Raw genomic sequence first — 25,909 nt, forward strand, 5'->3', positions numbered from 1 at the left:
TTTAAAAATTTTGACTAAGTTTTTAGAAGGATGCATTGAGATTTAGGCCAAAGCTCTTTACTGATGGTGTCTGGTAGTCTGAGCTAGCACTGGTGAATTGATCCAAATCCATATTTCGGGTACCTTTTCCCGTGAAATACAGCAAATTCCTACCGACCACTGAAACACTTGCACTGCGGAAGAATCTGGAATTTTTCAACAAGTTGGCAGGCACATTATAACTGAAAACGATCTCCCGTAATTTGACAAAGGTTCGGCTTTTGGCTGTCATTGGTCCCGACTGATAGTAATTAGTGGCCCAATTTTGCCACAACACAGCAATGTCATTTGGGGCAAATTCTCTTGTATCGGAGATTATCTTACCATCCTGATCTGTATTGAGCTGCCCCTTGACTATTTTTAACCCATTGGTCATGACAGTTCCTTTATAATCTTTGACGTCCCTATTTTCCCAGTCCTTTAGACGATATTCATTTGCTGATTCGGGATGTGTTCCCGATCCCCACTGTTTGGCATCCTGCACATTTTTTATTAAACCACCAAAGCGGCCGTCCACAAGAAAACTAAAACTGAAATCACGATATCGGAAACTATTGCTGATACTGGCCGTAAATTTATTATCACTATAACCTATTCTGCTCACATAAGGATTGTAAGCTGGCAAACCATTTGTACCCACAATTGGCATTCCTTTTTCATCACGCTGAAAATCATTCACGTAATATCCGTCCCATCGTTCACCAACACGAACATTCCCCGAACGCGTTTGATGCCCATCGATGTCGTGTAGCCAGGCATGATTTGTTGATGCATTGACCGTTACATTCCAGCTAAAATCTTTCTGTTGAATCAAAGTCCCATCGATACTCAGCTCGATACCTTTGCGCAATAAAGTCAACCCATTGGTTTGTCTGGCTCTTACACCCGAAGTAACCGACGTAGCCAATTCGATAATCCTGGGACCTTCCAGGTTTCTAAAAAAAGCAAAATCGAAACCCAAACGGTTGTTAAATAAACGAGTTTCCAAACCTATTTCCGCCGTCTTCACACGCTCTGCCACGAGATCCGGGTTCGGTAATACATCGGTATATGTTACGCCGGTCATTGAATTGGCCCAACGACCATAATTACTGTATGCCGGCAAAAGTTTATAAATATCGTACTGGGCCGATTCATTGACGAAATCACTCGCAACGTTAGCATATGCTCCACGGATTTTTAATGCGGAAATAACCTTGGGCAAAGTGATCATCTGTGAAATCACAGCGCTTAATGAAGCCGATGGGTAGAAGTAGGTGTTATTCTTTACCGGCATCGTCGAAGATTTATCAAATCGCCCCGTTAGATTTAAGAATAACATACTTTTATAGTCTACATCCATGAATCCATAGACACTTCCCACCTGACGCAGGGCGCGATCGTTAGTAGATACCGTGGGCATGATCGAATTACTTAAGTCATAAACACCGGGCACAGTCAATCCACGATCTGTACGTGCAAACAGCGATTTGACACTGACGGTTCTTAAATTACCAAATACTGAGCCTGAGAAGCCTATGTCCTCGGCAATACGATTTTGGTATTTTAAGGAAACCTCTGTATTATTTTCCCAAAAAGTATCATAGGTTTCCTGATAACCACCAACACGGCTTCCACCGATAGTATAATTATATAGGTTGGCAGAAATTGGAATTTTAATCGTTCTATTCCGATTCCAGGTACTAGCACTGGTACGTGCATTTAATGACAATTTATCATTAAACTTGTAATTAGCCGACACGTAACCGTAGATATCATCCTTATCATAAGTCCTCAAATTTTCATAAGCCGTCATCCAAGGATTGTCATAAATGGTGTATTCACGATTGTACTGCTGTACATTTTCTTTCCCAGGCTGCCAATAGTTGCGAAGATCATCAATATCATAATCTGCCGCTCCCCATAACGTAAGAATGTAAATAGGACTATTTGGTCCATAAGCAATATTTGGATAATTTGGTGAATACTGCTTATTGTAATTTATGCTCGCATCGAAACGGAGCTTACTACCAGCGTTAATGCCTCCGGTAAGATTTATATTGGTGCTTCCCAATTTCGTGTTAGGCGTAGTTCCCCGTTGAAACATCTGAGACGCAGATAAGCGTAGATCACCATGATCATTTTTGGTCGATATAGCAATATTGTTTGTACTCAAAAGACCATTCTGAAGAAATTTCTTCAAATTATCTTTTCCTCTGGCCTCCCAAGGTAAGGGAATAAGCTGTCCTGTTTTTGGATCTATCGGGCTGTTATATTGCGGAATAAGTTGTCCTTCAAATCGGGGTCCCCAAATGTTGTAATCGTTGTCATTGATTCCACCCCCACGACCATCTTTAAAAGCATATTGATAATTTGAACCCGGGCCATATTCGGTTTGAATTTTTGGTATGGCATTATACCCCGTCTGCAATTGTGTACTTGAATTAAATTCAACCTGAAAACCCTTATCCTGTGATTTTGCTCGTTTTGTCGTTATCACAATCGCTCCATTTTGACCTCTGTTCCCATATAATGCCGCAGCATTTGCCCCTTTTAAGACAGAATAGGATTCGATATCATCCGGACTAAGATTCCATGAGTCGGTATTAATCGGCATGCCATCGACCACAATAAGAATATTGCTCCGACCACGTAACGTGATACCCGGGTCTCCAAATAAGTTTGTACTCGGTGTAATTGTTAAGCCAGACACGCGTCCAGCTAAACCAGAAATAGCATTTGGTTCCCGAGCTTTAACCATATCTTTGCCTTTTATTTCCTGCACTGAATAGCCAATAGCCTGCTTTTCTTTTTTGATACCAAGCGCAGTTACAACCACCTCATTGAGGGATTGTTGGTTCGGTATAAGCGAAATAACGGATGAAGATTGATTACCAACAATGAAAACCTTGGGAAGATACCCCATGTAGCCAATTCTTAGCGTATCACCGATATGTGCATCGATCACAAATTTACCGGAATGATCCGATGAAACAAGCTTAGCTAAATGAGAATTACGAATTGTTGCGCCATGAATAGCGACTTGACTCAATGAATCGACCAGTCTCCCCTGGAACGATCGGGTCTGGCTAAACCCCTGTGCAGCCAGCATGGCCAATGACAATGTTAGACCAGTAACTTTAGGTGAAATTGAATAGGATAGTTTGAACATAATCGCTTACTTATAGATGAAAATGTAAGCAATATTAAACATCGTTTATTAATACTAAACTAAATTCATATTAAGTTTAGTATTTCCATATTAAGTTCAGTATTTCTTCTTGTCCTAAAATAGCTTAGCTAAGTCAGATAGCGGAGCGTTCAACAACACATCAATGGATGTTCTTAAAAAAAATATATCCATGTTATTCAATAGCAAACGAATAACATGCTACTCTACCCGATTAGTTTAATAAAATGACAGATAATGATCAAATTTACTTGTTGCTGAATTAGAATTTTCCGTCATTTGTGTAAATGATTTTTTTAGCTTAAAAAAAATCACAGCTAATTATTGACATGGCTGCTACAAATCGAATTACCCGGAGCAAATAACATAAGTTATTTTACCCATAATTTGTGCGTACTCCCAGATTGAATTATTGAAAATCATACAACATTAAAACAACAATGAAAAAATTAACACTCGCCCTAATTTTCTTGGCTGGAGTCTACACACAGCATGCGGAAGCACAGACAGCAGGTACAGGACCCGACAAAGGACTTGATCTGAGCTTAATGGACAAATCTGTACGTCCACAGGATGACTTTTACAACTACGTAAGCGGAACCTGGATGAAAACGGCTAAAATTCCTTCCGACAAACCCACTTGGGGAAGCTTCAATAAATTGGCAGAAGATACGGACAACAATTCGATGAAAATTCTGAACTCACTTTTAAAAGATAAATTTCCTGAAGGAAGTGAGGGCAAAAAAATACAGGACCTGTATGCTTCTTACATGAACTTACAGAAAAGAAATGCAGACGGTATTAAGCCGATTCAGGGAAATTTAAACAAAATCGACGCGATTAAAAACCTAAAAGATCTTCAGAATTATCTAACTTCCGTAACGAAGGAAGGTGAAAATAATTTCTATGGCTGGGGTGTCTACGCTGATTTAAAAGATTCAAAAATGAACGCGGTCTACTTAGGAGATGCCTCCTTAGGACTAGGAAGAGATTATTATCAAAAAGAAAATGAAAAAAATACCGAAACTATTGCCGAGTATCAAAAATATGTAGCTTCCATGTTAACAGAATTGGGCTATAAAAATGCTGATGCTGCCGCAAAAGGAATAGTTGACTACGAAAAAAGCATTGCGAAGACCTACTTGACCAATGAACAAAGCCGTGATAATACGTTACAGTACAATCCACAGACCATGGCAGAGTTAACCGCCTTGGTTAAAAATGTAAATCTACCTGAGTACCTTAAAAAAGTAGGTGTCAATACGGAAAAAGTAATCATTGGGGAATTAGGTTATTACAAGAACTTCGATAAATTGGTCAGTGCACAAAACCTTCCTGTTATTAAAGATTACTTAAAATTCCATATGATCAACGGTAGTGCCTCTTATTTAAGCGAAAAATTAGGAGACATGCGATTTGCTTTTTATGGTAAGTATTTAAGAGGTCAACAAGAACAAAGAGCATTAAATAAAAGAGGATTTGAACTGATCAATTCCACATTAGGTGAAGCTTTCGGAAAATTATATGTCGAAAAATATTTTCCAGCTGAGGCTAAAGCACAAATGGTTGAATTGATCGACTATTTAAAGAAAAGCTTTGCAGTCCATATCAACGATTTGAGCTGGATGTCTTCGGCTACAAAAGGAAAAGCGCTTGAAAAACTAAACAAATTCACTGTAAAAGTTGCCTATCCGGACAAATGGAAAGATTATTCTAAATTGAGTATTCTATCTGAAAATAAAGGCGGTAATCTGTATGCTAACCTCCAAAATATCACCACATGGCGATATGAAAAGGATCTGGCTAAAATTGGCAAGGCTGTTGACAAATCAGAATGGGGAATGACTCCACAAACAGTAAATGCCTATTACAATCCCGTAAACAATGAGATCGTGTTTCCGGCAGCTATTCTTCAACCGCCATTTTTCAACCCACAAGCCGACGCAGCTGTTAATTTCGGTGGTATAGGTGCGGTAATTGGCCACGAAATGAGCCACGGATTTGACGATTCAGGTGCACAATTTGATGCGGACGGAAACTTGGTAGACTGGTGGACACCAGAAGATAAAGCCAATTTTGAAAAAGCAACAAAAACACTCGCAGCTCAATACGATAAATATGAACCTGTAAAAGGCACTTTCGTCAACGGAACATTTACAAACGGTGAAAATATCGCGGATTTAGGCGGTGTAAACATTGCTTACGACGCACTTCAACTATATTTAAAAGATAAGGGAAACCCAGGTGAAATAAGTGGATACACGCAAGATCAACGCTTTTTCCTAAGCTGGGCAACTGTGTGGAGAACCCTATCCAGTGAAAAATATATGGTCAACCAAGTTAAAACTGATCCACACTCTCCAGGATATTTCAGAAGTTTTGGCCCATTGATCAATGTTGATGCTTTTTACAGAGCTTTCGATGTTAAACAAGGAGACAAACTGTACAAGTCACCAGAAGAAAGAATTAAAATCTGGTAATAAGCATTATACAGGAACTGCCTCAAAAAAGGCAGCTCCTGTAGTTTGTTTAATCCAACATATATTTCTTTTGCGAACCAACCAACCAACCAACCAACCAACCAACCAACCAACCAACCAACCAACCAACCAACCAACCAACCAACCAACCAAGCCCAATATGAAAGCGGCACTAGTAACATTTCGTTTATAATTCACTAAATCATTTTAGTATACTTATATTCATATTCTGAAAAACCAAGAAGTATACCATGATAAAAACCAAAACCTCAATTTTTGTGCTGGCACTATCGCTCTTCGGTTGGCTTAATGCTTTGGCACAACAGCCACAGCTTTCAACCCCATGGACAGCAATAGCCAAGCAAACAGAAATCCCACTTTCCGAATATCCACGTCCCCAAATGGAAAGGAACGAATGGCTATGTCTCAACGGTAAATGGGATTATATAGGTGGAAAGGACGCTCCGAATGCGCTGAATCCTGCTGCCCCCATTTCCTTTGACCGCAGCCGAGAAAGCATTCTTGTCCCCTACTGTCCAGAGTCCTATTTATCCGGAATACAACGCAAACAAGAAATTAATCTGTGGTATCGTAAAAATTTCGAGCTACCTAATCATTGGAAAGGGAAAGATATTATACTCCATTTTGGTGCAGTGGATCACGATGCGACCATATTTGTAAATGGAAAAAAAGCTAGTACTCATTCAGGTGGCTACGACTCCTTCTGGATCAACATCACTGAGTTTTTAAAGGCCGGTCCAAATAACATTGTCGTTGCAGCACATGACAAGAACGACGGTAAGTATCCTTCGGGCAAAAATGGACCTCGAGGCGACTATACATTTTCTTCTGGCATATGGCAAACTGTGTGGATGGAACCAGTAAGCAAAAACCATATACAGGGAATCAAATTATTACCTCAAGTAGCAGAAAAACAACTAAAAATAAAGGTCACTAGCACAGCCAAGGCAAAAGTTACAGCCATCGTTTCTTCAGAAGGAAAAGAAATTTCAAAAACGGTAATTCAGTCGGGCATGGAATTTAAAATCCCGGTAGAAAATCCAAAACTTTGGTCTCCTGACTCCCCCTTTTTATACGATTTAAAATTAAGTATACATGGGAAGAATGGAGAAATTATTGACGAGGTTAAGAGCTATTTTGGTATGCGTGATATTAAACTTGGTAAGGTAAACGGAATTGTAAGGCCGCTATTGAATGACAAATTTGTGATGCAGCTCGGTCTCCTGGATCAGGGGTACTGGCCCGATGGAATTCTAACAGCACCTACGGAAGAAGCTCTCAAATATGATATCGAGTTTACCAAAAAAGCTGGTTATAACCTTATTCGTAAGCATATGAAAACCGAACCCCAACGGTTCTATTATTGGGCAGATAAAATGGGACTGCTCGTGTGGCAAGATATGCCTTGCCTTTGGTATCCCGATGAAGATACTACGATTTATCGAAAAGCATTTCGTGATGAATACAAGGCCATCATTGACGACCACTACAACTCCCCATCCATTATCGCCTGGGTTCCTTTTAACGAAAATTGGGGCGCTTTCGATGTTCGCAATATTACCGACTGGACCAAACAATATGACCCTTCACGTTTAGTGAACGGTAATTCGGGATTTAACAACAATCCATCTTACCAAAAAGCTTATGGTGATCCCGGAAATGGAGATTTTGTTGACACCCATATCTATGTTGGCCCCAAGGGTGCCTCAGAACCTGATCCGAAACGGGCTGCTTCCCTTGGAGAGTTTGGTGGCGTAGGCTTATTTGTCCGCGATCACATGTGGCCCGTCGAAAACAATGCCTATGCATACGAACCCACTATAGAGGCACTCACAGACCGTTATATATTCCTAATGGATAATGTCGAACAATTGCTCAGATACAAAGGACTCAGTGTTGCTATTTATACGCAAACTACAGACGTGGAACATGAAGTCAATGGTCTATTGACTTACGACCGTAAAATACAAAAAATGGTTCTTGAAAGAATAAAAGCCGTCAACCAAGCCGTGATTAAAGCTGGAAATGAATTGAATTAGCGGATACAGATGCTCGCTATTTCGCTCTCAAAGAATTTTCAAACGATTCAACTGAAACAGCTGTTCTTTTTGCAGAAGTGTTTAATAACAGATCAAGGTGTAACACTATTATGGCAAAATATTCAGAAAAAGCATCTGAGAAAGTTGAAAAGACGATGCACGAAATGAAAGAGGGAAAATTAAAATCTGGTAGCGGAAAAAAGGTAACATCACGAAAACAGGCGATTGCTATCGGCCTCTCCGAAGCCAAAAAAGAAGGTGCCAAAGTACCCAAAAAAAAATCCTAGCAAGCAAACTTGCTAGGATTTTCTCTTTAGACCAAATTATGCTTTTTCATGCGGCAATCTACAGTAAGGATTTTTTCTTGTCTGTACCATCATAAGGATCTGACAAAACATTTTGACTATCCTCTACATCTATAAAATTTTGATTTACATCGACGGGTGTATAAATATGAACACTGCTTCCATTTCTTTTTTTGAGATAATATTGAATCTTTGTTGTATCAATATTGGTCACATCTGAAGCTGTCCATATCATTTTATGACCTGCACCATCAATCGTTATTACTGTATCATTGCCACGAGCGATGATACGCTGCAGTCCCAATTCTCCTTTTCGATCACCTTCTCTTGTCAACAAATGTGTGTTCCCATCTTTATCAATCATCCTGATCTGTTGATTATTGTTGCATCCAACTAAAAGGATGAAACTAAACAGAAGAAATGAAAGGGTCGTTCGTATTATTTTCATATCGTTCGTGGTATAACTCAATATAGTTTAACGACGAGATACAAAGATGCTGCCAAAATACAGCTGGCATCAAAGATACCTTCCAAAAGTTGGCAAATATAGCTTGATTCACTATTCGCTAGTCTGGGCAAACCGCAACTATTTCATAAAAAAGCATCTATTCGCGTTGATCCTAAATCTACTTTTCCATCAGGCGGTCAACACTATATGCTCCAATAATCAACGCTGCTGCCAACATAATTACATCTTTCAGTACTAATCTTCCGGCTACAGAGAAATAAGGAAAAGCATAATTCGGTGAAGGAAAATCCCCATCAGATTTGGGCACAAGTGCTTCCGGTGTTGTTATTAGGTTAGATCCTGACTCAAAACTATTATTCATCCGCCCTTAAGCTTCGCTTCAAATGATAAAACTTAAGCAGAATATGGTCATACCATAAGGCAAACAAAAGCATTGTAGCGGGTAACATTAATGTTTTCAATTTAAAATATTGAAACATAAAACCTCCTATAATTCCCCCGAAAAAAAAACCACCAATAATCATCAACTTAAGAAAAATACTTTTGTGTAATTTCACTTTCTCAACAATTTCTCTATAAAAAAGCAACTGTGAAATTTCAATACCAAGATCAGTAAACAATCCGGTCAAATGCGTCGTTCTGACAACGGATTGTGACACCTTCGTTACCAGAGCATTCTGAAGTCCCATAGCAAAAAGCAGGGCAAATGAAATTATTGTTGGCAAAGTTGGCCCTGCTTTAAATAAAGCTGGGACCAGTCCTACGCTAATTAAGATAATAGACTCGATACAAATTGGAATGATATAAGCGTTATGTGATTTCTTTTTTGAGGCTAATTCTACAATAAAACCTGAAACGGTAGCTCCCATTAAAAAGAAAGCAATATATAACAGATAAATCAAAGCCATCTTGTAATTCATTAAAATCAACTGTTCTGAAAAAAATGCGAAGTGACCTGTGACATTTGTTGTTAAAGTGCCAACGGCAAGAACACCTGTAATATTAACCAGGCCTGCAACACAAGACAAAATAGAGGCTAACTTCAAATTATGAGTATAATTCCTTCCTCTCCCTTGATGCCTAAACATTTGAATTAATCTTTATAAATTACAGAAAATAAGATTCATTTAAGGTTTCAGTAAATCATATACCCTGACATAATCCACCTCCATCTCAGCAGGAAATGCGCTACTATCGACACCTTGCACACCGCCCCAATCTCCACCAACGGCCAGATTCAATAGTAAATGAAATCTTTTATCAAATGGCCACACGCCATTGCCTTTTCCTTCATTCGGAAAACTATAGATCTGAACATCATCCACGAAACCCCGGATATACTCGGGGGTCCAGTCAATCCGATAATCATGAAACTCCGATGTTGCCTGATTAATTCGCTTCATCACTCCTTTTTGAGTTCCAATGGAATGATTATAGTCCTTTGTATGAACGGTAATATGTATTGCATTCTCGTCATAACCGACATGCTCCATGATATCTATTTCCCCCGAATGTGGCCATCCTCCATAAACCCAATCTGTCGGCAACATCCAAGCGGCTGCCCACGTACCTTTCCCTTTCGGTACCTTGGCTCGGACTACAAATCGACCATACAGAAAATCGCCCTTGTTCTTACTGACCAGCCTAGCAGAAGTATAATCCAACCCCTCATATTGTTCTTTTATTGCAGTAATACGTAAAACACCATTTGCCACACTTGCATTTTTCCTGTTTGCAGCTGTATAGTATTGAAGTTCATGATTTCCCCAGCCATTATGCAAGGAGCCTACATCATACCCCCATTTTCTTGCGTCCGGCAGACCATTGTAATCAAACTCATCGCTCCAACTGGGCGTTTCAGCAAACTTATATTCTCCTGCATGCGTACTATCGGGACTTGCGGAAAGTATGGTGATTAAAGGAAGTATCCAAAGGCTCATTATGTTTATATTTTATACAACTATGTATAAAGCTAATGAAAAATACGAATACATTACTTCATATCGGAGAGGCGATTTAAATTTCAGTTAGCAATCATAAAATCACGGCTATTAACTTTAGTGCAATCATTTTCTACTTACTAAATCGTGTACAATTAACCAATGGATAGTAATAACAAGGAGGAGATTACCGACAATTAATATAAATTACGCTTAAAAAAAGTAGGAACCGTCAGATTACGATAAATTGCTTTCGTAAGATTTCTGGAAAATATACTTTTGAAAAAACTTTTAGGAATGTACGACACAAGTAAAAGATCAATAGCTTCGATTTCTACCATGTAGTCGATGCAACGCGGTAAAGGCATATTGTAATCTAAGCGATTGACCGCGTTTTTTTCCACATAATCAATTTTATTAAACGAGAATTGGGTGGATAGCTTTTGTTTCCAGTCTTCAATATCTTCTCGTTTTGGAGAGATATACTTTTGTGTTACGTGCAAGAGACTGAGATTGAATTTCTCCGGTACACGTAAGATGAAACTGTCAAGTAGATCATATTCGGACGCTTTAAAATTGCTCAGTAATCCGATATTTTGTAACCTAAATTTTTGGAACATGATGGGTACTGCCAAGACACCGATTGGACTCTTTTTTATCAGGGCAAAGGTATTGCTTCCCAAGACCGCATTTTGTATCATACCTTTACCCTTAGCTCCCATAACGATAAAGCGGTATTCCTTTTCTTGTAGTAAGTTTAGTACCGTTTTTTCCAAGTCGCCGAGCAAACTTACGGTTTTACTGCTGAGATCAGGAAATTCATCGTCGATACGTGTCTGCCAGTCCTTGAGCATGCCTTCAGCCTCTTCCTTCTGAGGCGTCAAAAACATATTCTCCATTTTAGCATGGACACTGTCTTTTATTGGGATAGTATAAGTATGCAGAAGCTCTACTGTCCAGTTAAATCTTTTAGCCAGATTCGCCGCATAGCGGATAGCGGTCCATGAATTTTCAGAAAAATCGGTGAGTACGAGAATTGTTTTGTCCATAAATATTTTGCAGATAAATCAGCGCAGATTACTAGTATTACAACAGTAGAGAATGCAGAAGGTTTTTAATAACCAATCAAAAGAGAGACTTTCAAAAAAAAAGGTTTTCAAACGGGGAGAATGAAAACCTTAAATAACCAATTATAAACCTAAATTATGATACAACAAAGATAAGCATCAAAAAGATAAAAACCAAAATAAACTACCAAAAAGATAGACTTTTTTTTTACTAAGGAATCAGTACAGCCCTTCCTTTGATCTTACCGTTGCGCATTCGATCATAAACTTCGTTAGCCTGATCAAGCTTAAACTGCTCAATTTCAATATGAATCTTCCTTTGCCTAGCCAAACCTACAACTTCCATAAGCTCAACCCGCGAGCCCCAATATGGGTTTGTCATACTCACACCAAAAGGAAGCCCAGACATATTGTACTGGTAGTGTCCCCCACCTAATCCAACAATTGTCAGGTCACCATCCAAACCAACAACCTTTGTTCCTAGATCTATAGTCGATGTTGCGCCTACAAAATCAATCACTACTTTAGCTTTTTTAATGCCGGTAATCTTATTGATTTGTTCGGCTGCATTTGCATCCTTCGAATTGACCACATAGGCTGCCCCCAGTTCTTTAGCAAAGGCTAGTTTTTCTTCGGTGACATCACAGGCGATAATTGAACTCGCGCTTACTTCATTTAGTATTTGTAATGCAACATGGCCCAAACCTCCAACTCCGATTACAACTACATATTCATCTGCCGTTAATTTACCAATAGAACGTTTTATCGCCGAATAAGGTGTAAGTGCCGCATCCGTTAATGGCGCAGCAATGACTGGATCTAAGTCATAAATTGGGACCAGTAAGCGCGAAGAAGGGACAAGCATATATTCCGCCATCCCGCCATCTAGGCCTAGCCCACCACCATAAGCCATTTCAGACTGGTGATCACAATAATTTTCTTTTGATTGCTGACAGGGTTTACAGTGCCCACAGCCCCAAGGACCATAGACCAATACCGCATCACCTTTTTTATAGTCTTTTACATCAGATCCAACTTCTTCAATCCAGCCCGCATTTTCGTGTCCCAAGGTAAACACCGTACCTACAACGGTCCCCTCATCTATAATGTGAAGATCAGAATGACAAACACCTGCACCACCAATTTTTAGTAATACTTCATCGCCCTTAGGAACGGGCTTCACAAGATCATTCACAACGCGGACATCTTTGTGCCCAAAAAAACGTACTGCTTTCATATTGAAAATTTTTGTTGACTAATAGAAAAACAAATAAGAACAATATATGTTTCAACGCATATGAAGACAGCGGCAACATGTAAGTCTTATTCCAAGAAAAAGTATTGCAATCTCCTGATCGTATTACCTAACGGGCAAGTCAAAAGTATTCATGCAATAAAGGCCGGCAACTCGAAGATATTTATGTATTTTTATCGGGAATCAAAGGATAAAAATATATGTTAAAAAAAAATGAACATATCGAAAGCGTTCCTATGGAACTCCAACAATTGTTGGATATGGACGAAAAAGCCAATGCTTTTTTTGAAACACTTACCAAATCATACAAACAAGGCTATTGTGATTGGGTTGGATCTGCAAAACAGGAACAAACCCGAAAAACAAGAGCTGAAAAAGCAATACAAATGCTACGAAATAATCAGAAAACGTTAAAAACCGTTTAGAATAGCCCAATTGAATATTAAGGTAGTTACTTATCAAAAAATACTGCAAGCCATTTTTGCTCAATTGAAAGAATAGATTAGGCCAAACAAAAAAACAACGAAAATAAACTCAAAAAAAACCTAAAAACATAACCCATTGAAGAAAACCAAAGCTATTTAGGTCATATTTTTTAAAAATATCACCTAAACGCAATTTCAAAAACGGAATTTGAGCAATTTTTACACAAATAATCACTAAAACACCGTCAGTTTAAATACTTTGTAACAATATTACATAAACTTTAAAAATTCCATACCTAAATCACTTGTATCATTTTTAAAGTTTAATTACATTTGCTTTCAAGGATGCAAGGAAAATTCCATCAATATCTGTTCGGCGTAGTTTGCGCAATACTTATCAGTTTTGGCTGGTATCATGTGCCAACACCAAATAAAATCTCTTCCTGCAATCTTCACGCTGTCAATCATTTCAACAAGCAATTAAAAAGCGAAGATTATGACACCAAAGTTATTCGCAAAACTAAACGTCCTCGACATGAAAAATTAAGGGCTTATTTTTCAGAAAATGATAATGAAAACGACGACACGGGAAATGATTCCAATAGCCCTAACTTATTCGCACTTAAAGGAGAGGGTTTTGGAAATCTAGTCTCTTATATACATCCCGAATTTCACAATACACGCACAGCAGTTTCGCTTGCAAATTCCAACCAGCATACTTTACGAAAAAGCGCCCTATATATCCATTACAGTGTATTCAGGCTGTGATTTTTTAATAATTTCTTAAAAAAAGATCAAAATAACTTTCAAAATCATTTGGAAGCAGGTCAAACTATTGTTCAATTTTTCGAAAATAATTAAAAAACTATTATCATGGTCATGAGAAGCTTTATGTATATAAGCCTGTGCCTTATTATTCTATCGACAAGCTGTCAGTCAGAAAAAAAAGACAAAAAAGAAGCTGCAGTTTTCAATGTCACTACTCCTTTGGTCAAGGATACAATTGTCAATAAAGATTATGTCGCCCAAATCCGTTCGATCAACCATATTGAATTGCGCGCACAGGAAAAAGGCTACATTCAATCGATATTTGTCGATGAAGGTCAATTTGTACAAAAAGGACAACCCCTCTTTAAAATCATGCCCAACCTCTATGAGTCCGATGTTAATCGTGCTAAAGCTGAGGTAAAATATGCTGAAATCGAATATCAGAACACCAAAAATCTGTCCGAAAAAGATATTGTAGCTCCGCAGGAAACTGAAATGGCAAAAGCAAAATATGAAAAAGCCAAAGCTGAGTTAGCCGCTATGAATACCCATCTCAAATTTACTGATATCGTAGCACCGTTTTCCGGAATCGTTGGTAAGCTTCATGTCCGTAAAGGAAGTCTTGTCGATGAAGGCGAGTTGATCACAGAGCTGTCCGATAACAGTAAAATGTGGGTTTACTTCAATGTACCCGAAGTCGAATACCTCAATCAAATGGACGCAAAACAAGACAATAACCCGCTTCATGTACGATTAAACATGGCTAATGGAAAAGAATTCGGTCATGAGGGTATTGTTGAAACAATTGAATCAGACTTCAATAATGAAACTGGAAATATTGCCTACAGAGCGACTTTTCCAAATCCAAAGGGATTATTGCGTTATGGCGAGACAGGTAATATCGTCATTACATCGCCCTATAATAACGCGCTTATGATACCTCAGAAAGCTACATTCGAGGAGCTTGAAAAAAAATATGTTTACGTTATTACAAAAGATAATAAAGTAAAAGCAAGAGAAATAAAAGTTGCTGCCGAACTGCCGCATATCTATGTTGTTTCTTCCGGATTGGGCAAGGACGAAAAGATTCTGCTGAATGGACTTCGCCTGGTACAGGAAAATCAGACTATTGAATCCAAATATCAGACTCCGGAGAAAGTCATGTCAAACTTAGATTTATATGCAGAGTAATTAAAAAAGCAGCATTATGTTTAAAAAAGTAATACATCGACCGGTATTTGCTATTGTCATATCGGTTGTAATCCTATTTATCGGAGGTTTGGCCATAAAGCAACTTCCTACTGAGCAATTTCCAAAAATCGCACCGACTACAGTAGCGGTCTCCATTGCCTATCCTGGTGCAAGTGCCGATGTACTTGTAAAATCCTCACTGATTACACTGGAGAATGCAATCAATGGTGTACAGGGAATGCGCTATATCGCAACCGATGCGACCAGTGCCGGTGAAGCAACCGTAAACGTCGTATTTGATCCGGGAACAGATCCCAACGATGCCGTGGTACTGGTCAAAACCCGGGTGGATCAAGTTATGCCACTATTGCCTGAACTTGTTCAAAAGGAAGGAGTCGTCGTCAATCCAATTCAGCCTAGTATGCTGATGTACGTGAATCTTTACAGTACAAATAAAAGCATGGATGAAAAGTTCTTGTACAACTATGCAACTGTAAATATCATTCCTGAAATCAATCGTATTCATGGTATCGCCAAATCACAAATCTTAGGTAGCCGTAGATATGCCATGCGCGTCTGGTTAAATCCCGATCGTATGCGCGCCTATAGCCTGTCAGTTGATGAAGTGATGAAAGCGATAGGAGAACAAAGTATCATCGGCCGTCCCGGTCGACTAGGACAAAGCTCGGGTATTGCAGCGCAATCCCTCGAATATGTCCTAACCTATAAAGGGCAATACAATACACCTGAAGAATACGACAATATTATCGTTCGCGCAAACGGCGACGGTGAAAATATCAAGTTAAAAGACGTAGCTAAAGTCGAACTGGGTAGTGAATTCTTTGACATCTATTCCAATTTAGACGGGCATCCCTCGGCTTCAATTGTGTTGAAACAGAATTATGGTAGTAATGCCAATGACGTTATTAAAGATGTGAAGGCAAAACTTGCAGAGATGAAAAGTAACTTTCCTCCAGGGATAGACTATAAAATCAGTTATGACGTATCCCAATTTCTGGATGCTTCTATCGAACAGGTGATGCATACTCTACGCGATGCTTTTATTTTAGTTGCCATTGTTGTATTTATTTTCCTTGGCGACTGGCGTTCGACTTTGATTCCGATCATCGCCGTGCCCGTCTCGCTGATAGGTACATTCTTCGTCATCCAATGGTTCGGTATGTCGATCAACTTAGTGACCTTGTTTGCATTGGTGCTTGCCATCGGGATTGTCGTGGACAATGCCATTGTGGTCATTGAAGCAGTACATGCCAAAATGGAAGAAAGTGCCATATCGCCATACAGCGCTGTAAAAGAAGTCATGGGCGAAATCGCAGGTGCTATTATCGCTATTACAGCTGTTATGGTGGCCGTTTTTATCCCCATTTCATTTATGACAGGTCCTGTCGGAACATTTTACCGTCAGTTTTCAATTACCATGGCGAGTTCCATCGTGATATCTGCAGTAGTCGCATTAACCCTTACTCCTGTGCTTGCTGCGATGCTCCTGAAAAACAACCATGGTAAACCAAAAAAATCAAACGTATTCACTAAATCGCTCGACCTTTTTAACCATACTTTTGATAGAATAACGGGCAAGTATGCCTCCTTACTTCGTAAAATTGCCAGCCGAAGAGTGATTACATGGGGTATCTTAATAGCTTTCTGTGTCGGAATTTTCGTCATTAACAAAACGCTTCCAGGAGGTTTTATACCGAGTGAGGACCAAGGTACAATATATGCCATTATTCAGACTCCTCCGGGATCAACATTGGAACAGACCAATAAGCTTTCCAGAGAGCTCCAAAAGATCTGTCAAGGGGTAGATGGGGTAGAATCTGTCTCATCACTGGCAGGTTATGAAATCATGACCGAAGGCCGTGGATCGAATGCCGGAACCTGTCTTATCAACCTCAAAACCTGGGGTGAACGTGAACACTCCGTTAAAGAGATCATGGAAGAACTTGAAGAAAAATCAAAAAATCTTGGTGCAACGGTTGAATTCTTCGAACCTCCCGCTGTTCCAGGGTTTGGTTCTTCAGGAGGTTTCTCCATGCGCCTGCTGGACCTCAATAGAACCACCGATTACCAAGATTTCGATAAAGTAAATAAAGCGTTTATCGCTAATCTAAAGAAACGTAAGGAACTCACCGGAGTCTTTACATTCTTTGCCGCCAATTACCCACAATACGAATTGGTATTTGACAATAACGCCGCAATGCAAAAAGGCGTTTCCATTGGTAAAGCCATGGACAACCTCAATATCCTTATCGGTAGTACCTACGAGCAGGGTTTTATCCGTTTCGGTCAATTCTTCAAGGTCTATGTACAATCTTCACCAGAATTTAGAAGGCTACCTTCCGATATCATGAACCTCTACGTCAAAAATGATCATGACCAGATGGTTCCTTATTCGGCCTTTATGACCTTAAAAAAAACACAGGGACCAAACGAAATCACGCGTTATAACATGTACAATTCGGCCGCCATCCGTGGACTTCCGGCAAATGGATATACAACGGCCGACGCTATTCAGGCAATCAACGAAACTGCACTTCAAACATTACCACATGGCTATAAAGTTGCCTGGGAGGGCTTGTCCTATGATGAGGCCCAACGTGGAAACGAAGCCGTTTATGTCTTTTTAGTCGTCTTAGTCTTCGTATATCTTGTACTTGCTGCGCAGTACGAAAGCTTTATCATTCCGTTTGCGGTATTGTTGTCGCTACCAGTTGGTGTATTTGGATCATTCTTCCTATTAAAAGCTATGGGACTTGAAAATGACATCTATGCACAGGTCGGACTGATCATGATTATTGGTTTATTGGGTAAAAATGCGGTGCTTATCGTAGAATTTGCCGTGAAAAGGCGCCAAGCTGGCGATAGCATATTGGAAGCAGCTATTGAGGGCTCACGAGCACGTTTCAGACCAATCCTCATGACCTCATTTGCATTTATCGCTGGACTTGTACCACTTGTCTTTGCCAGTGGTGCTGGAGCTATCGGTAACCATACCATAGGTGCCTCGGCGCTGGGAGGTATGCTCGTCGGAACTATCTTTGGCGTTATTGTCATTCCCGGACTCTACTACATTTTTGCAAAATTGGCTGATGGAAGAAAAATGATCCAAGCCGAAGACGAATCACCATTAAGTGAAGACATGATACATTATGAATAAGAACAGATTATATCACTATACAGGTTTCGCACTTTTCTTGCTTAGTCTTGCAGCCTGCAAACCACTGGAAATAAAACAACGTACCGAAAATAGAACCGTTCCTGGGAAATATAGCGATGCCGACAGCGACACCGTGAATACAGGAAAAATCAAATGGAACAGCTATTTCAGCGATCCCAATCTACAAGGACTGATCAGTCAGGCACTAGCAAACAACCAGGAGCTACATATTATGCTTCAGGAAATTGAAATAGCCAAGAATGAGGTAAGCGCCAAAAAAGGTGAATATCTACCTTCCGTAGGTGTAAAAGTTGGCGCCGGGGTCGACAAAGTTAGTCGCTACACAAACATTGGAGCGATGGAAAAGAATACGGAAATCGAACCCGGACGCGAAATGCCGGAACCGCTATTTGATTTTGGAGTTGGTGTACAGGCACAATGGGAAACAGATATCTGGGGTAAACTCCACAATGCGACCAAAGCCCAGTTGCAACGGTATTTTGCCAGCGTGGAAGGCAAAAACTTTATGGTAACTCACCTGATCGCTGAAATTGCAGATTCTTATTATGAACTCCTGGCGCTGGACAACGAACTCTTGGTTATCAATGAGAATGTAAAGATTCAAAACGATGCACTGGTCGTGGTAAATGACTTGAAGAAAAACGCGCGATCCAATAAACTTGCCGTCAAAAGATTTGAAGCCCAGATATTGAAAACCCAAGGTATGCAATATGATATCAAGCAGAAAATTACAGAAACAGAAAATAGAATAAACTACCTTGTTGGAAGATTCCCGCAGCCGGTTCAAAGGGATCAACAATCATTTGATAAGCTTGTCCCGCAAACCGTTTATGCCGGCATCCCGGCCGACCTCCTGGAAAACAGACCTGATATAAAGCAGGCTGAATATGAACTTGCAGCGTCCAAACTGGATATCAAATCGGCCAAAGCCCGCTTTTACCCTTCTTTGGACATTGCGGCGGGAGTAGGTTTTCAAGCTTTTGACCCGACTTATCTCATCAAACCGGAAGCCTTTCTCTCTTCCCTCGTTGGTGAACTCACTGCCCCTTTGATCAACAAACGGGCAATTAAAGCCGCGTATTATAGCGCAAATGCACGACAGGTTCAGGCTGTTTACCATTATGAGCAGACCATATTGGCGGCTTATATTGAAGTTGCAAACCAGCTCTCCAAAATTAAAAATCTGGAGAATGGCCTACAAATTAAGACCAAGGAAGTCGATGCATTAAATGAGTCTATCGGTATTTCCAACGACCTCTTTAAATACGCCCGCGCAGATTATATGGAGGTTCTGCTGACACAACGCGATGCCCTAGAATCCAAATTTGAGCTCGTTGAGAAAAAGGTCAACCAACTCAAAGCAAGCGTAGCCATATACAGATCCCTAGGTGGTGGATGGGATCATCAATAGCACAATTTAATTTTAGTTTTTATATGTTGGGGACTTATCATGTGATAAGTCCCTTTTTTTGTAAAAGCATATTTACTCCACCACGATTTCTTTCATTTTCTCGTTTCCATAGTATGTCGGGAAATACATTAATTCAGCCTTCGCGGGATTGACAGTATAAGTCCCGGTATAACGAGGTAAAAGTTCGATCTCAAAGGTATGCGTACCTTTCCCCAGTTTGTTGCAAAAAATGACAACACGATCTTTGAAATGCTCTCGGTGCGCCTCGATTCTATAGTATCCATTGGTTTTGGTTTCATAAGAACATCCCGCCGGTATAGGAACTTCAATCTGCACATACTCAGCTTCACCAGTTAATGTTACGCTTGCTTCAAGTTTTACAGGCTTTCCTTCCTTGAGCGCCGCTACCGTAGCACCATTGTCCTTAAATCGCGTTGCAACAGCAAGGCCCTTTTCTTTTTCTATGACAGGGTTTGGATTCCAAAAATTTTGATAGGCTGTCACAAAAGCCGGCCCCGTCCCTTCTTTCCTCACTTTAATCTGTTCATCCGACTTAAAGCTTTGCGTATACGGAAATGTAGTGACGCGTTTGCCATTGATGACCATAACCGGTACCTGGAAAGACTCACCCTCTTTCAGTAAATCAGGAAGAATACTTCGTATGATACGGGAAGATTCGTAGATATTATACCATTGGTTTTGCTGGCGCTGCGCGAAAAAGTAATTACGGATATTTTCTAAATCCGAATCATGACCGCCAATTGATTTTAAGACACCATAAGCCAACAGTGTATTCTCGGTATTGGTTTCCGTAGGTCGCATAAAAAATCCGCCTTTCTGATCTGTTGTAGCTCCAGAAGTCCAATAAAGCCCACCTAAGACAGCCTTTGAGGAGTATTTAAGAATGGTATCTGCAGCATGTGAATCCTTAAGACCCAGTTTTGAAATCAATAGATATTTCAACAGTTTATCCTTGATGGTTTTACTTTTCAGTTTTGTATCAATTTCGAAGAAATAGTTTTTGTAATCGGTTTTCGGATCTAGCCGGAGCAGATATATCAGGGAGCTAAACAAATTCTCTTTGGCCCCGTGAAGCTTATCTTTATCCAATAGAAGATCCAGCGAAGCCAAGCTGCTTTTCAACATGGTCTTTTCACGTTCTGCATAGATCTCCGTATCGATCTCAACCTGGTATCCTGCTTCTCGGGCATCCAACAGTACCCCGATCACATAGTTGCTGATCCAGCTCACGGTTTCACTCTTGTTCCACCAGCCCCAGCCCTGATTGGAATTTTTGTTTTTCTGTAACTCCTTCAAAAGATCCTTTATTTTCTTATCCTCTGTAAAGGGCTTTCCGATCAATTTTGTAAGCTCTTTTTTAGAAAGTAACGCGCTCAATTTGGAAGCCATCTGTTCATTGCATAGAAATTTGTAACGATCGATCGATTCGATTTCCCGTTGTAAGAATTCCAGCGAATTTGCTTCGGCATGCAAGGTGATTTCGCCTAGCGCAGGAGAAGTTTTTAGCAAATACTCTGCGGTACTGTTGAGTACTTTAAAATCTCCTTCATGTTGTTCAAGCCCCTTTTCAAAAATCGGAATGCTACGTTTTTCACCATCAAAATATCCATTTGACAATCCGATCGAATAAGCAAGTTGGATGCTGTCCCCCTTATCGGCAATAACCGATATAGGATCCCGATAGGACTTCGCAATTTTCAACTTTGCCTCCTGCGTTGTTAGTCCATTATTGATGGTACGCAAGAGCTGTAAGCTGTCGCTAAGATAATTGACAACCCGTCCCATGGCTGTAAACTGATCACCTCTGTTGGCAAATCGGGGACTCGACAAATGTGCCGAAACAGCTTTAAAAGATTTGACATTTAGCTCTTTCATGTCGGCGAAATTTTTATTTCCTTTAGCAATAAAGAATGTTCGCCAATTGGTAATATCATCCGGATAGGTCGCTTCAAAATTAGCTTTTCCCTGAGCATCGGTAGTTAGCTTTGGCTGCCAGAATGCATCATCGCGGAAGCTCACGCGCATCGTATTTCCAGATTCCAAATAGGGCATATCCACAGCACCTGTCGATGCCGCAGAAGCTCCAGCTTTCATCTGAACCATCACCACGCCGTTGGCGGCCCGAGCACCATACAATCCAAGCATAGATTGATCTTTAATCACATTCAATGACGCGATAGTCGATGGATCAAGACTTGAAATATCACCTTCAAAGGGGACTCCGTCTACTAAAATCAATGGTTTTTCATTGGGAGCCGGACTAGCAGCGCCACGAATACGAATCCCTGCTACAGCCCCCTGCAACATAGCCGTAGTCACCCCATCCATCCTAGCATTGATCGATTTCACTGCCGCAGTCAATGATTGCCTTTTTTGGACGCCATACCCCACAACAACAACTTCATCCAATTGATTTTCGCTTGGCTTTAACTCAACGAAATAATCTTTGCCACTGGAGACTTTGACTGTAGCTGTATTGTACCCTAAAGCAGCAATCTCAAGTACCGTATCTTTGTCATCGGAGAGCTCAAGTTCCAAACTACCGTCAAAGCTTGTGAAATATCGTTTTTTTGTATCCGAAACACTCACCTTAGCCCCAATTAATGGCGTATCACCATCGTAAACCAAAATCCTTGCGACCTTATTATTCTTTCTTTTCGCTCTAAAATCTTCTCGGTCTATTTTTAAGAGCTGCGGATCAATCTCTTGCCCATGTCTTATAGAATCCCGCAATGGGTTTTCCACGGTACGTACAATAATTTCATCGCGTACAAGTTTGTAAGCCAATCTTGCCGCTTGGGATGCATTGCTCCATTGAATAGAATCCAGTCTGAGATAATTCATCCCATTGGCTTTGAGTTTGATTGGCAGGCTAAATGAAGTTGAATCATCCTTTACAATATGCAAAGTAACATCGCCGACCGGAAGATCCCCAAAAGTTCGATGTCCACCGTAAAACAGTCGAAAGTACATTCTATCCTCTACATTCGTCGGTTCAATAAAGATCAATGCAGGTCGAATGCCTTTTTGGGCAGCATCATTGCCCAAAATTAAATTCAATTTAAAAATAGCGTCTTTTTTTCCTTTCTTCACCGTAGCAAATTGTGCAGGTCCCGTGCTATTTTGCATCGTCTCTTGGAAAGTATGTTCTACGTTTGCCTTGATATCCTCCAAGGTCCATACCCTCTCCTGAAAATCTAAATTTGGCGTAAAATCATACAGATCAATCCGCAAAGGATTGCCATCCCAGCTTTTTTGCTTTTGGTAATTTTTATAGATACTGTATTGATAGCCTCCCTCAATTTCAAAACGTCCAATTTTCGCTGTGTCAACCATGAGCGTGCCTATTTTGGACACACCGTTATACATTTCTGTCCTTGGAAATGGTCCCACGAGCAGGGGTACGGGAACCTGTGTACGCAACCGGTTATCGTAAACAGTTTTTCTTACGGGATTGAGGTAGTAGAGATCTCCCGCTGTCTGGATATATGCTGGCATCTCAATCAATGCATTATTATTGGGTAATTGCCAGGCTCCAAAATTGTTGGTTACTGTAATCAACTGGCGCTTCAATTCAGTCAATTCGTTAGTGTAGAGCTTACCACGTTCTTCTTTAGGTAAGCGGTAAACCAAAATCTGGCCTTTGCTAAATGCTTTTTCGGGGTAGGTAAAACCAATCGTATCCTGCGAGGCATTAAAAGAAACAATGACCTTTTTCCCCTTTTCAAGATAAAAGCCATTTACACGAATGTCGCGATCCTTGGTCCTAAATCTAAAATCATGCTGCCCCGGAGAAACTTCAAAAATAGTATTGTTATTTTGTTGGTCTTGTTTAGCATAAGTCAGTACACCGTCTATCCAGACTAAATGTATCCCCTGCACCGCACCATTTACTACGACATAAGGGGAAATCTGGCTCTTGACCGCATCCAGAGGAAGAGACTCCTGATAATAATCTTTGGGATATAAAAACCGATAAAAAGCCATCGTATCCAACTGCATGTCTTTAGACCATTTTGCCCAATTTTTAAGAGCTCCCTGATGAACCTTCTCATCATCATCCAAACTAAAATTAAGATTTTGTGAGACTCTTGCCCTTCGCATCAGACCACCCATAGTAATATTTGGAGTGGTTGCTGACCTAAATTTTGAGGTAAAACCATAGGCCGTAATATCAACATCCTTCAACGGTTTACCATGCTTATCCGTAACCGAAAGTTCTACATCAGCCTTCTGCCCCGGATAAACTGTCGTCGCCGTGTTTACTGCCAAATTTAAATTCTTCTCCACATAGGGTAATTCTTCCTGGATAACTTTTGATTTTCCTCCGAAAAGATAGGTGATTTCCATGCTATACCCGTCTTTTCCCCGAGCTAAAAATGTACCATTTAATTTGGTATTATAACCCGAAGCAATCGTACGACCAGCACGATAGACACGATACCAAAATGGAATCATAGCGGGATTATTGACATGCAATATCACCGAATCCGCAGTTCGATAAAACCGATAATTCAGTTGTGCCTGCTCTTGATCCTCCAGATATATGTTTTTACTGAATCCATTCGACTTGACAACAATTTCTTCGGCCTGCCAAGGTATAGAAACCAAATTAGGTAAACTCAAATTTTCAGTCTTCAGCACTTCACGATGTTCACCTAATATCATTAGCTGAGCAGTTGTTGGCATCGCAACACCTTTTTCGAAATACTTCAGTTCTGCATGCCCGTCTTTTACAGCAATACGAATTTCCTTTTCGCTGTTGAGTATATTAAGGTCGAGACTTCGCTCAATTCTTTCATTATCCGAACTTAGGTAGGTGCCAATAACCCGAAATGTAAGACCTATGTCAGCCGGAAAGATTGAATCGGGTAATACAATTTCCTTTTCCGCCACATCTGCAAGCGAAATGCTCGTTTGCCATAATGTATCTGGAATAAAATTGACCTTATTGGATTTTATATCAAGTGTATAAAGTGGACTTGTCACAACACGCACATCTACTTTCCCATCATATATGGGCATTTCATTTTCATTTAAAGCTTTTAGTTTCAGTCGCACACTGTCTCCTTTAGCATATTTCGTCTTTTCGGACGTCATATTAAAGCTTAGGCTTTTTAACTCATAGTCTTCATATCGGAAAGACTGTTGATGCAAGACGTCTTTGGCTTTCGTAGATTCCAAAGAAATCCCATAATCCCTATCAAGGATGAGACCAAGCCCCTTCAAATCAAATGCAAAGTTGTACATTCCTGGACGATAGGGAGCAAGTCGGGCCAAAACGGTATCTTTGGCATATCCATATCCACCTGTCAGACGTACAGCAATAGAATCACGGTAAGGTTTCCATTTTTCTTCCTCAAGATAAGCTTTAAACTTAACCTGCTCATTTGGCTTATACATTGGCTTGTTAAAAACCATAAAGCTTTCTGTCTGTTCAGTTTCTTGTTTATGAAAGAAACTCTTAATCTTAAACTTTGTTCTAAGCCAGCTATTTTTGATTCCTATCCATAATGGAACCCTGTCTTTGTAAGGCCAACTCCGTTCTACACTCAGGTAATGATAGACACCCTTATGTTCAATACTGACGACATCGTCACTATTTGCATTGGCAGCTTTATAATAATGATACTTCTTATCGAATGACATGCGACGTCCCTTCACTTTTACTTGCGCATCTTTTATAATCGTTCCCAGAGAATCGTATAGACAAATCGCAAAAATTTCTGCCGGAATAATCTTGACATATAGGTTATCACTAATCAATTCCTGATAAATGAGATCAGCTCCGCTGGCGCGGACCTGGACATAATTACCAGGAGGTAAATTCGGCTGTGGACTTCCGGCCTTATACTTGAGAAAAAAATCGCTGAGCATAGTTTCATCGAATTTCTTCTCTCCCAAGTGAATTTTTCTTAGAACTTCAGGGCTCAGTTTATAAATATAATAGTCAGAAGATCCACGCGGACTATTGAATAAGGTCGATTGCCCACAAAGGACCACAGAATACAGAACAGCTAAAAAGCAGACAACAATTGATTTCCATTTCATGTTTAAGATACTGGCTAAATTCTTTTAAAAATAGATAAATTTACCTAAAGCCAAGTACT

At 40.1% G+C, this 25,909-nt stretch carries 16 protein-coding genes; 8 read left to right on the plus strand and 8 right to left on the minus strand.

Annotated elements, in window-relative coordinates:
* Positions 1 to 22: 22 nt before the first annotated feature.
* Entirely contained in the window at positions 23 to 3,190 is a 3,168-nt protein-coding gene (locus K2F45_RS21100) for a SusC/RagA family TonB-linked outer membrane protein (protein ID WP_248932386.1), read from the minus strand.
* Between the two features lie 458 nt (positions 3,191 to 3,648).
* Between K2F45_RS21100 and K2F45_RS21105 the strand changes: the two genes are divergently transcribed.
* The 3 genes from K2F45_RS21105 to K2F45_RS21115 all read left to right on the plus strand — a co-directional run bounded on the left by K2F45_RS21105 (position 3,649) and on the right by K2F45_RS21115 (position 8,035).
* On the plus strand, positions 3,649 to 5,688 hold the full coding sequence (locus tag K2F45_RS21105; RefSeq protein WP_075993787.1) for a M13 family metallopeptidase: 2,040 nt from the start codon (positions 3,649 to 3,651) through the stop codon (positions 5,686 to 5,688).
* A 251-nt stretch (positions 5,689 to 5,939) separates the two neighbouring features.
* Positions 5,940 to 7,748: a glycoside hydrolase family 2 protein gene (locus K2F45_RS21110; protein WP_075993789.1), complete on the plus strand. Its 1,809-nt coding sequence runs from the start codon at positions 5,940 to 5,942 to the stop codon at positions 7,746 to 7,748.
* A gap of 110 nt (positions 7,749 to 7,858) precedes the next feature.
* A complete protein-coding gene (locus K2F45_RS21115; RefSeq protein WP_167450483.1) occupies positions 7,859 to 8,035 on the plus strand; it encodes a DUF6496 domain-containing protein in 177 nt (58 codons plus the stop codon).
* A gap of 58 nt (positions 8,036 to 8,093) precedes the next feature.
* On the opposite strand, the gene K2F45_RS21120 is transcribed toward K2F45_RS21115, so the two are convergent.
* From K2F45_RS21120 to K2F45_RS21145, 6 genes are all read right to left on the minus strand, one after another.
* Positions 8,094 to 8,501, minus strand: a complete 408-nt coding sequence (locus K2F45_RS21120) for a hypothetical protein (protein WP_157626181.1) — start codon at positions 8,499 to 8,501, stop codon at positions 8,094 to 8,096.
* 178 nt (positions 8,502 to 8,679) lie between these two features.
* Positions 8,680 to 8,883, minus strand: a complete 204-nt coding sequence (locus tag K2F45_RS21125; RefSeq protein ID WP_083663729.1) for a DUF417 family protein — start codon at positions 8,881 to 8,883, stop codon at positions 8,680 to 8,682.
* Complete coding sequence (locus K2F45_RS21130; protein WP_088162525.1) at positions 8,876 to 9,610, minus strand: YoaK family protein; 735 nt, start codon at positions 9,608 to 9,610, stop codon at positions 8,876 to 8,878. Before K2F45_RS21130 ends, K2F45_RS21125 begins: the two co-directional genes overlap by 8 nt.
* Before the next feature lie 39 nt (positions 9,611 to 9,649).
* Positions 9,650 to 10,462, minus strand: a complete 813-nt coding sequence (locus tag K2F45_RS21135) for a glycoside hydrolase family 16 protein (RefSeq protein ID WP_248932387.1) — start codon at positions 10,460 to 10,462, stop codon at positions 9,650 to 9,652.
* A gap of 197 nt (positions 10,463 to 10,659) precedes the next feature.
* Positions 10,660 to 11,511 (minus strand): universal stress protein, encoded by an 852-nt coding sequence (locus K2F45_RS21140; protein WP_248932388.1) that lies wholly within the window; start codon positions 11,509 to 11,511, stop codon positions 10,660 to 10,662.
* 229 nt (positions 11,512 to 11,740) lie between these two features.
* Positions 11,741 to 12,766 (minus strand): NAD(P)-dependent alcohol dehydrogenase, encoded by a 1,026-nt coding sequence (locus tag K2F45_RS21145; protein WP_070566904.1) that lies wholly within the window; start codon positions 12,764 to 12,766, stop codon positions 11,741 to 11,743.
* Positions 12,767 to 12,984: 218 nt separating this feature from the next.
* Here K2F45_RS21145 and K2F45_RS21150 point away from each other — a divergent pair, with 218 nt between their 5' ends.
* The 5 genes from K2F45_RS21150 to K2F45_RS21170 all read left to right on the plus strand — a co-directional run bounded on the left by K2F45_RS21150 (position 12,985) and on the right by K2F45_RS21170 (position 19,778).
* On the plus strand, positions 12,985 to 13,209 hold the full coding sequence (locus K2F45_RS21150) for a YdeI/OmpD-associated family protein (protein WP_075993792.1): 225 nt from the start codon (positions 12,985 to 12,987) through the stop codon (positions 13,207 to 13,209).
* Positions 13,210 to 13,554: 345 nt separating this feature from the next.
* Positions 13,555 to 13,977 (plus strand): hypothetical protein, encoded by a 423-nt coding sequence (locus K2F45_RS21155; RefSeq protein WP_075993793.1) that lies wholly within the window; start codon positions 13,555 to 13,557, stop codon positions 13,975 to 13,977.
* A 111-nt stretch (positions 13,978 to 14,088) separates the two neighbouring features.
* On the plus strand, positions 14,089 to 15,168 hold the full coding sequence (locus K2F45_RS21160) for an efflux RND transporter periplasmic adaptor subunit (protein ID WP_248932389.1): 1,080 nt from the start codon (positions 14,089 to 14,091) through the stop codon (positions 15,166 to 15,168).
* Between the two features lie 16 nt (positions 15,169 to 15,184).
* Positions 15,185 to 18,346, plus strand: a complete 3,162-nt coding sequence (locus K2F45_RS21165) for an efflux RND transporter permease subunit (RefSeq protein ID WP_248932390.1) — start codon at positions 15,185 to 15,187, stop codon at positions 18,344 to 18,346.
* Positions 18,339 to 19,778, plus strand: a complete 1,440-nt coding sequence (locus tag K2F45_RS21170) for a TolC family protein (protein ID WP_075993795.1) — start codon at positions 18,339 to 18,341, stop codon at positions 19,776 to 19,778. Before K2F45_RS21165 ends, K2F45_RS21170 begins: the two co-directional genes overlap by 8 nt.
* Positions 19,779 to 19,850: 72 nt before the next feature.
* Here the strand turns inward: K2F45_RS21170 and K2F45_RS21175 are convergent, their stop codons facing one another.
* Entirely contained in the window at positions 19,851 to 25,850 is a 6,000-nt protein-coding gene (locus tag K2F45_RS21175) for an alpha-2-macroglobulin family protein (protein WP_248932391.1), read from the minus strand.
* Between the last annotated feature and the right edge of the window lie 59 nt (positions 25,851 to 25,909).

Origin of the sequence: Sphingobacterium siyangense, from assembly GCF_023277505.1 — a bacterium.
Classification (GTDB): domain Bacteria; phylum Bacteroidota; class Bacteroidia; order Sphingobacteriales; family Sphingobacteriaceae; genus Sphingobacterium; species Sphingobacterium siyangense.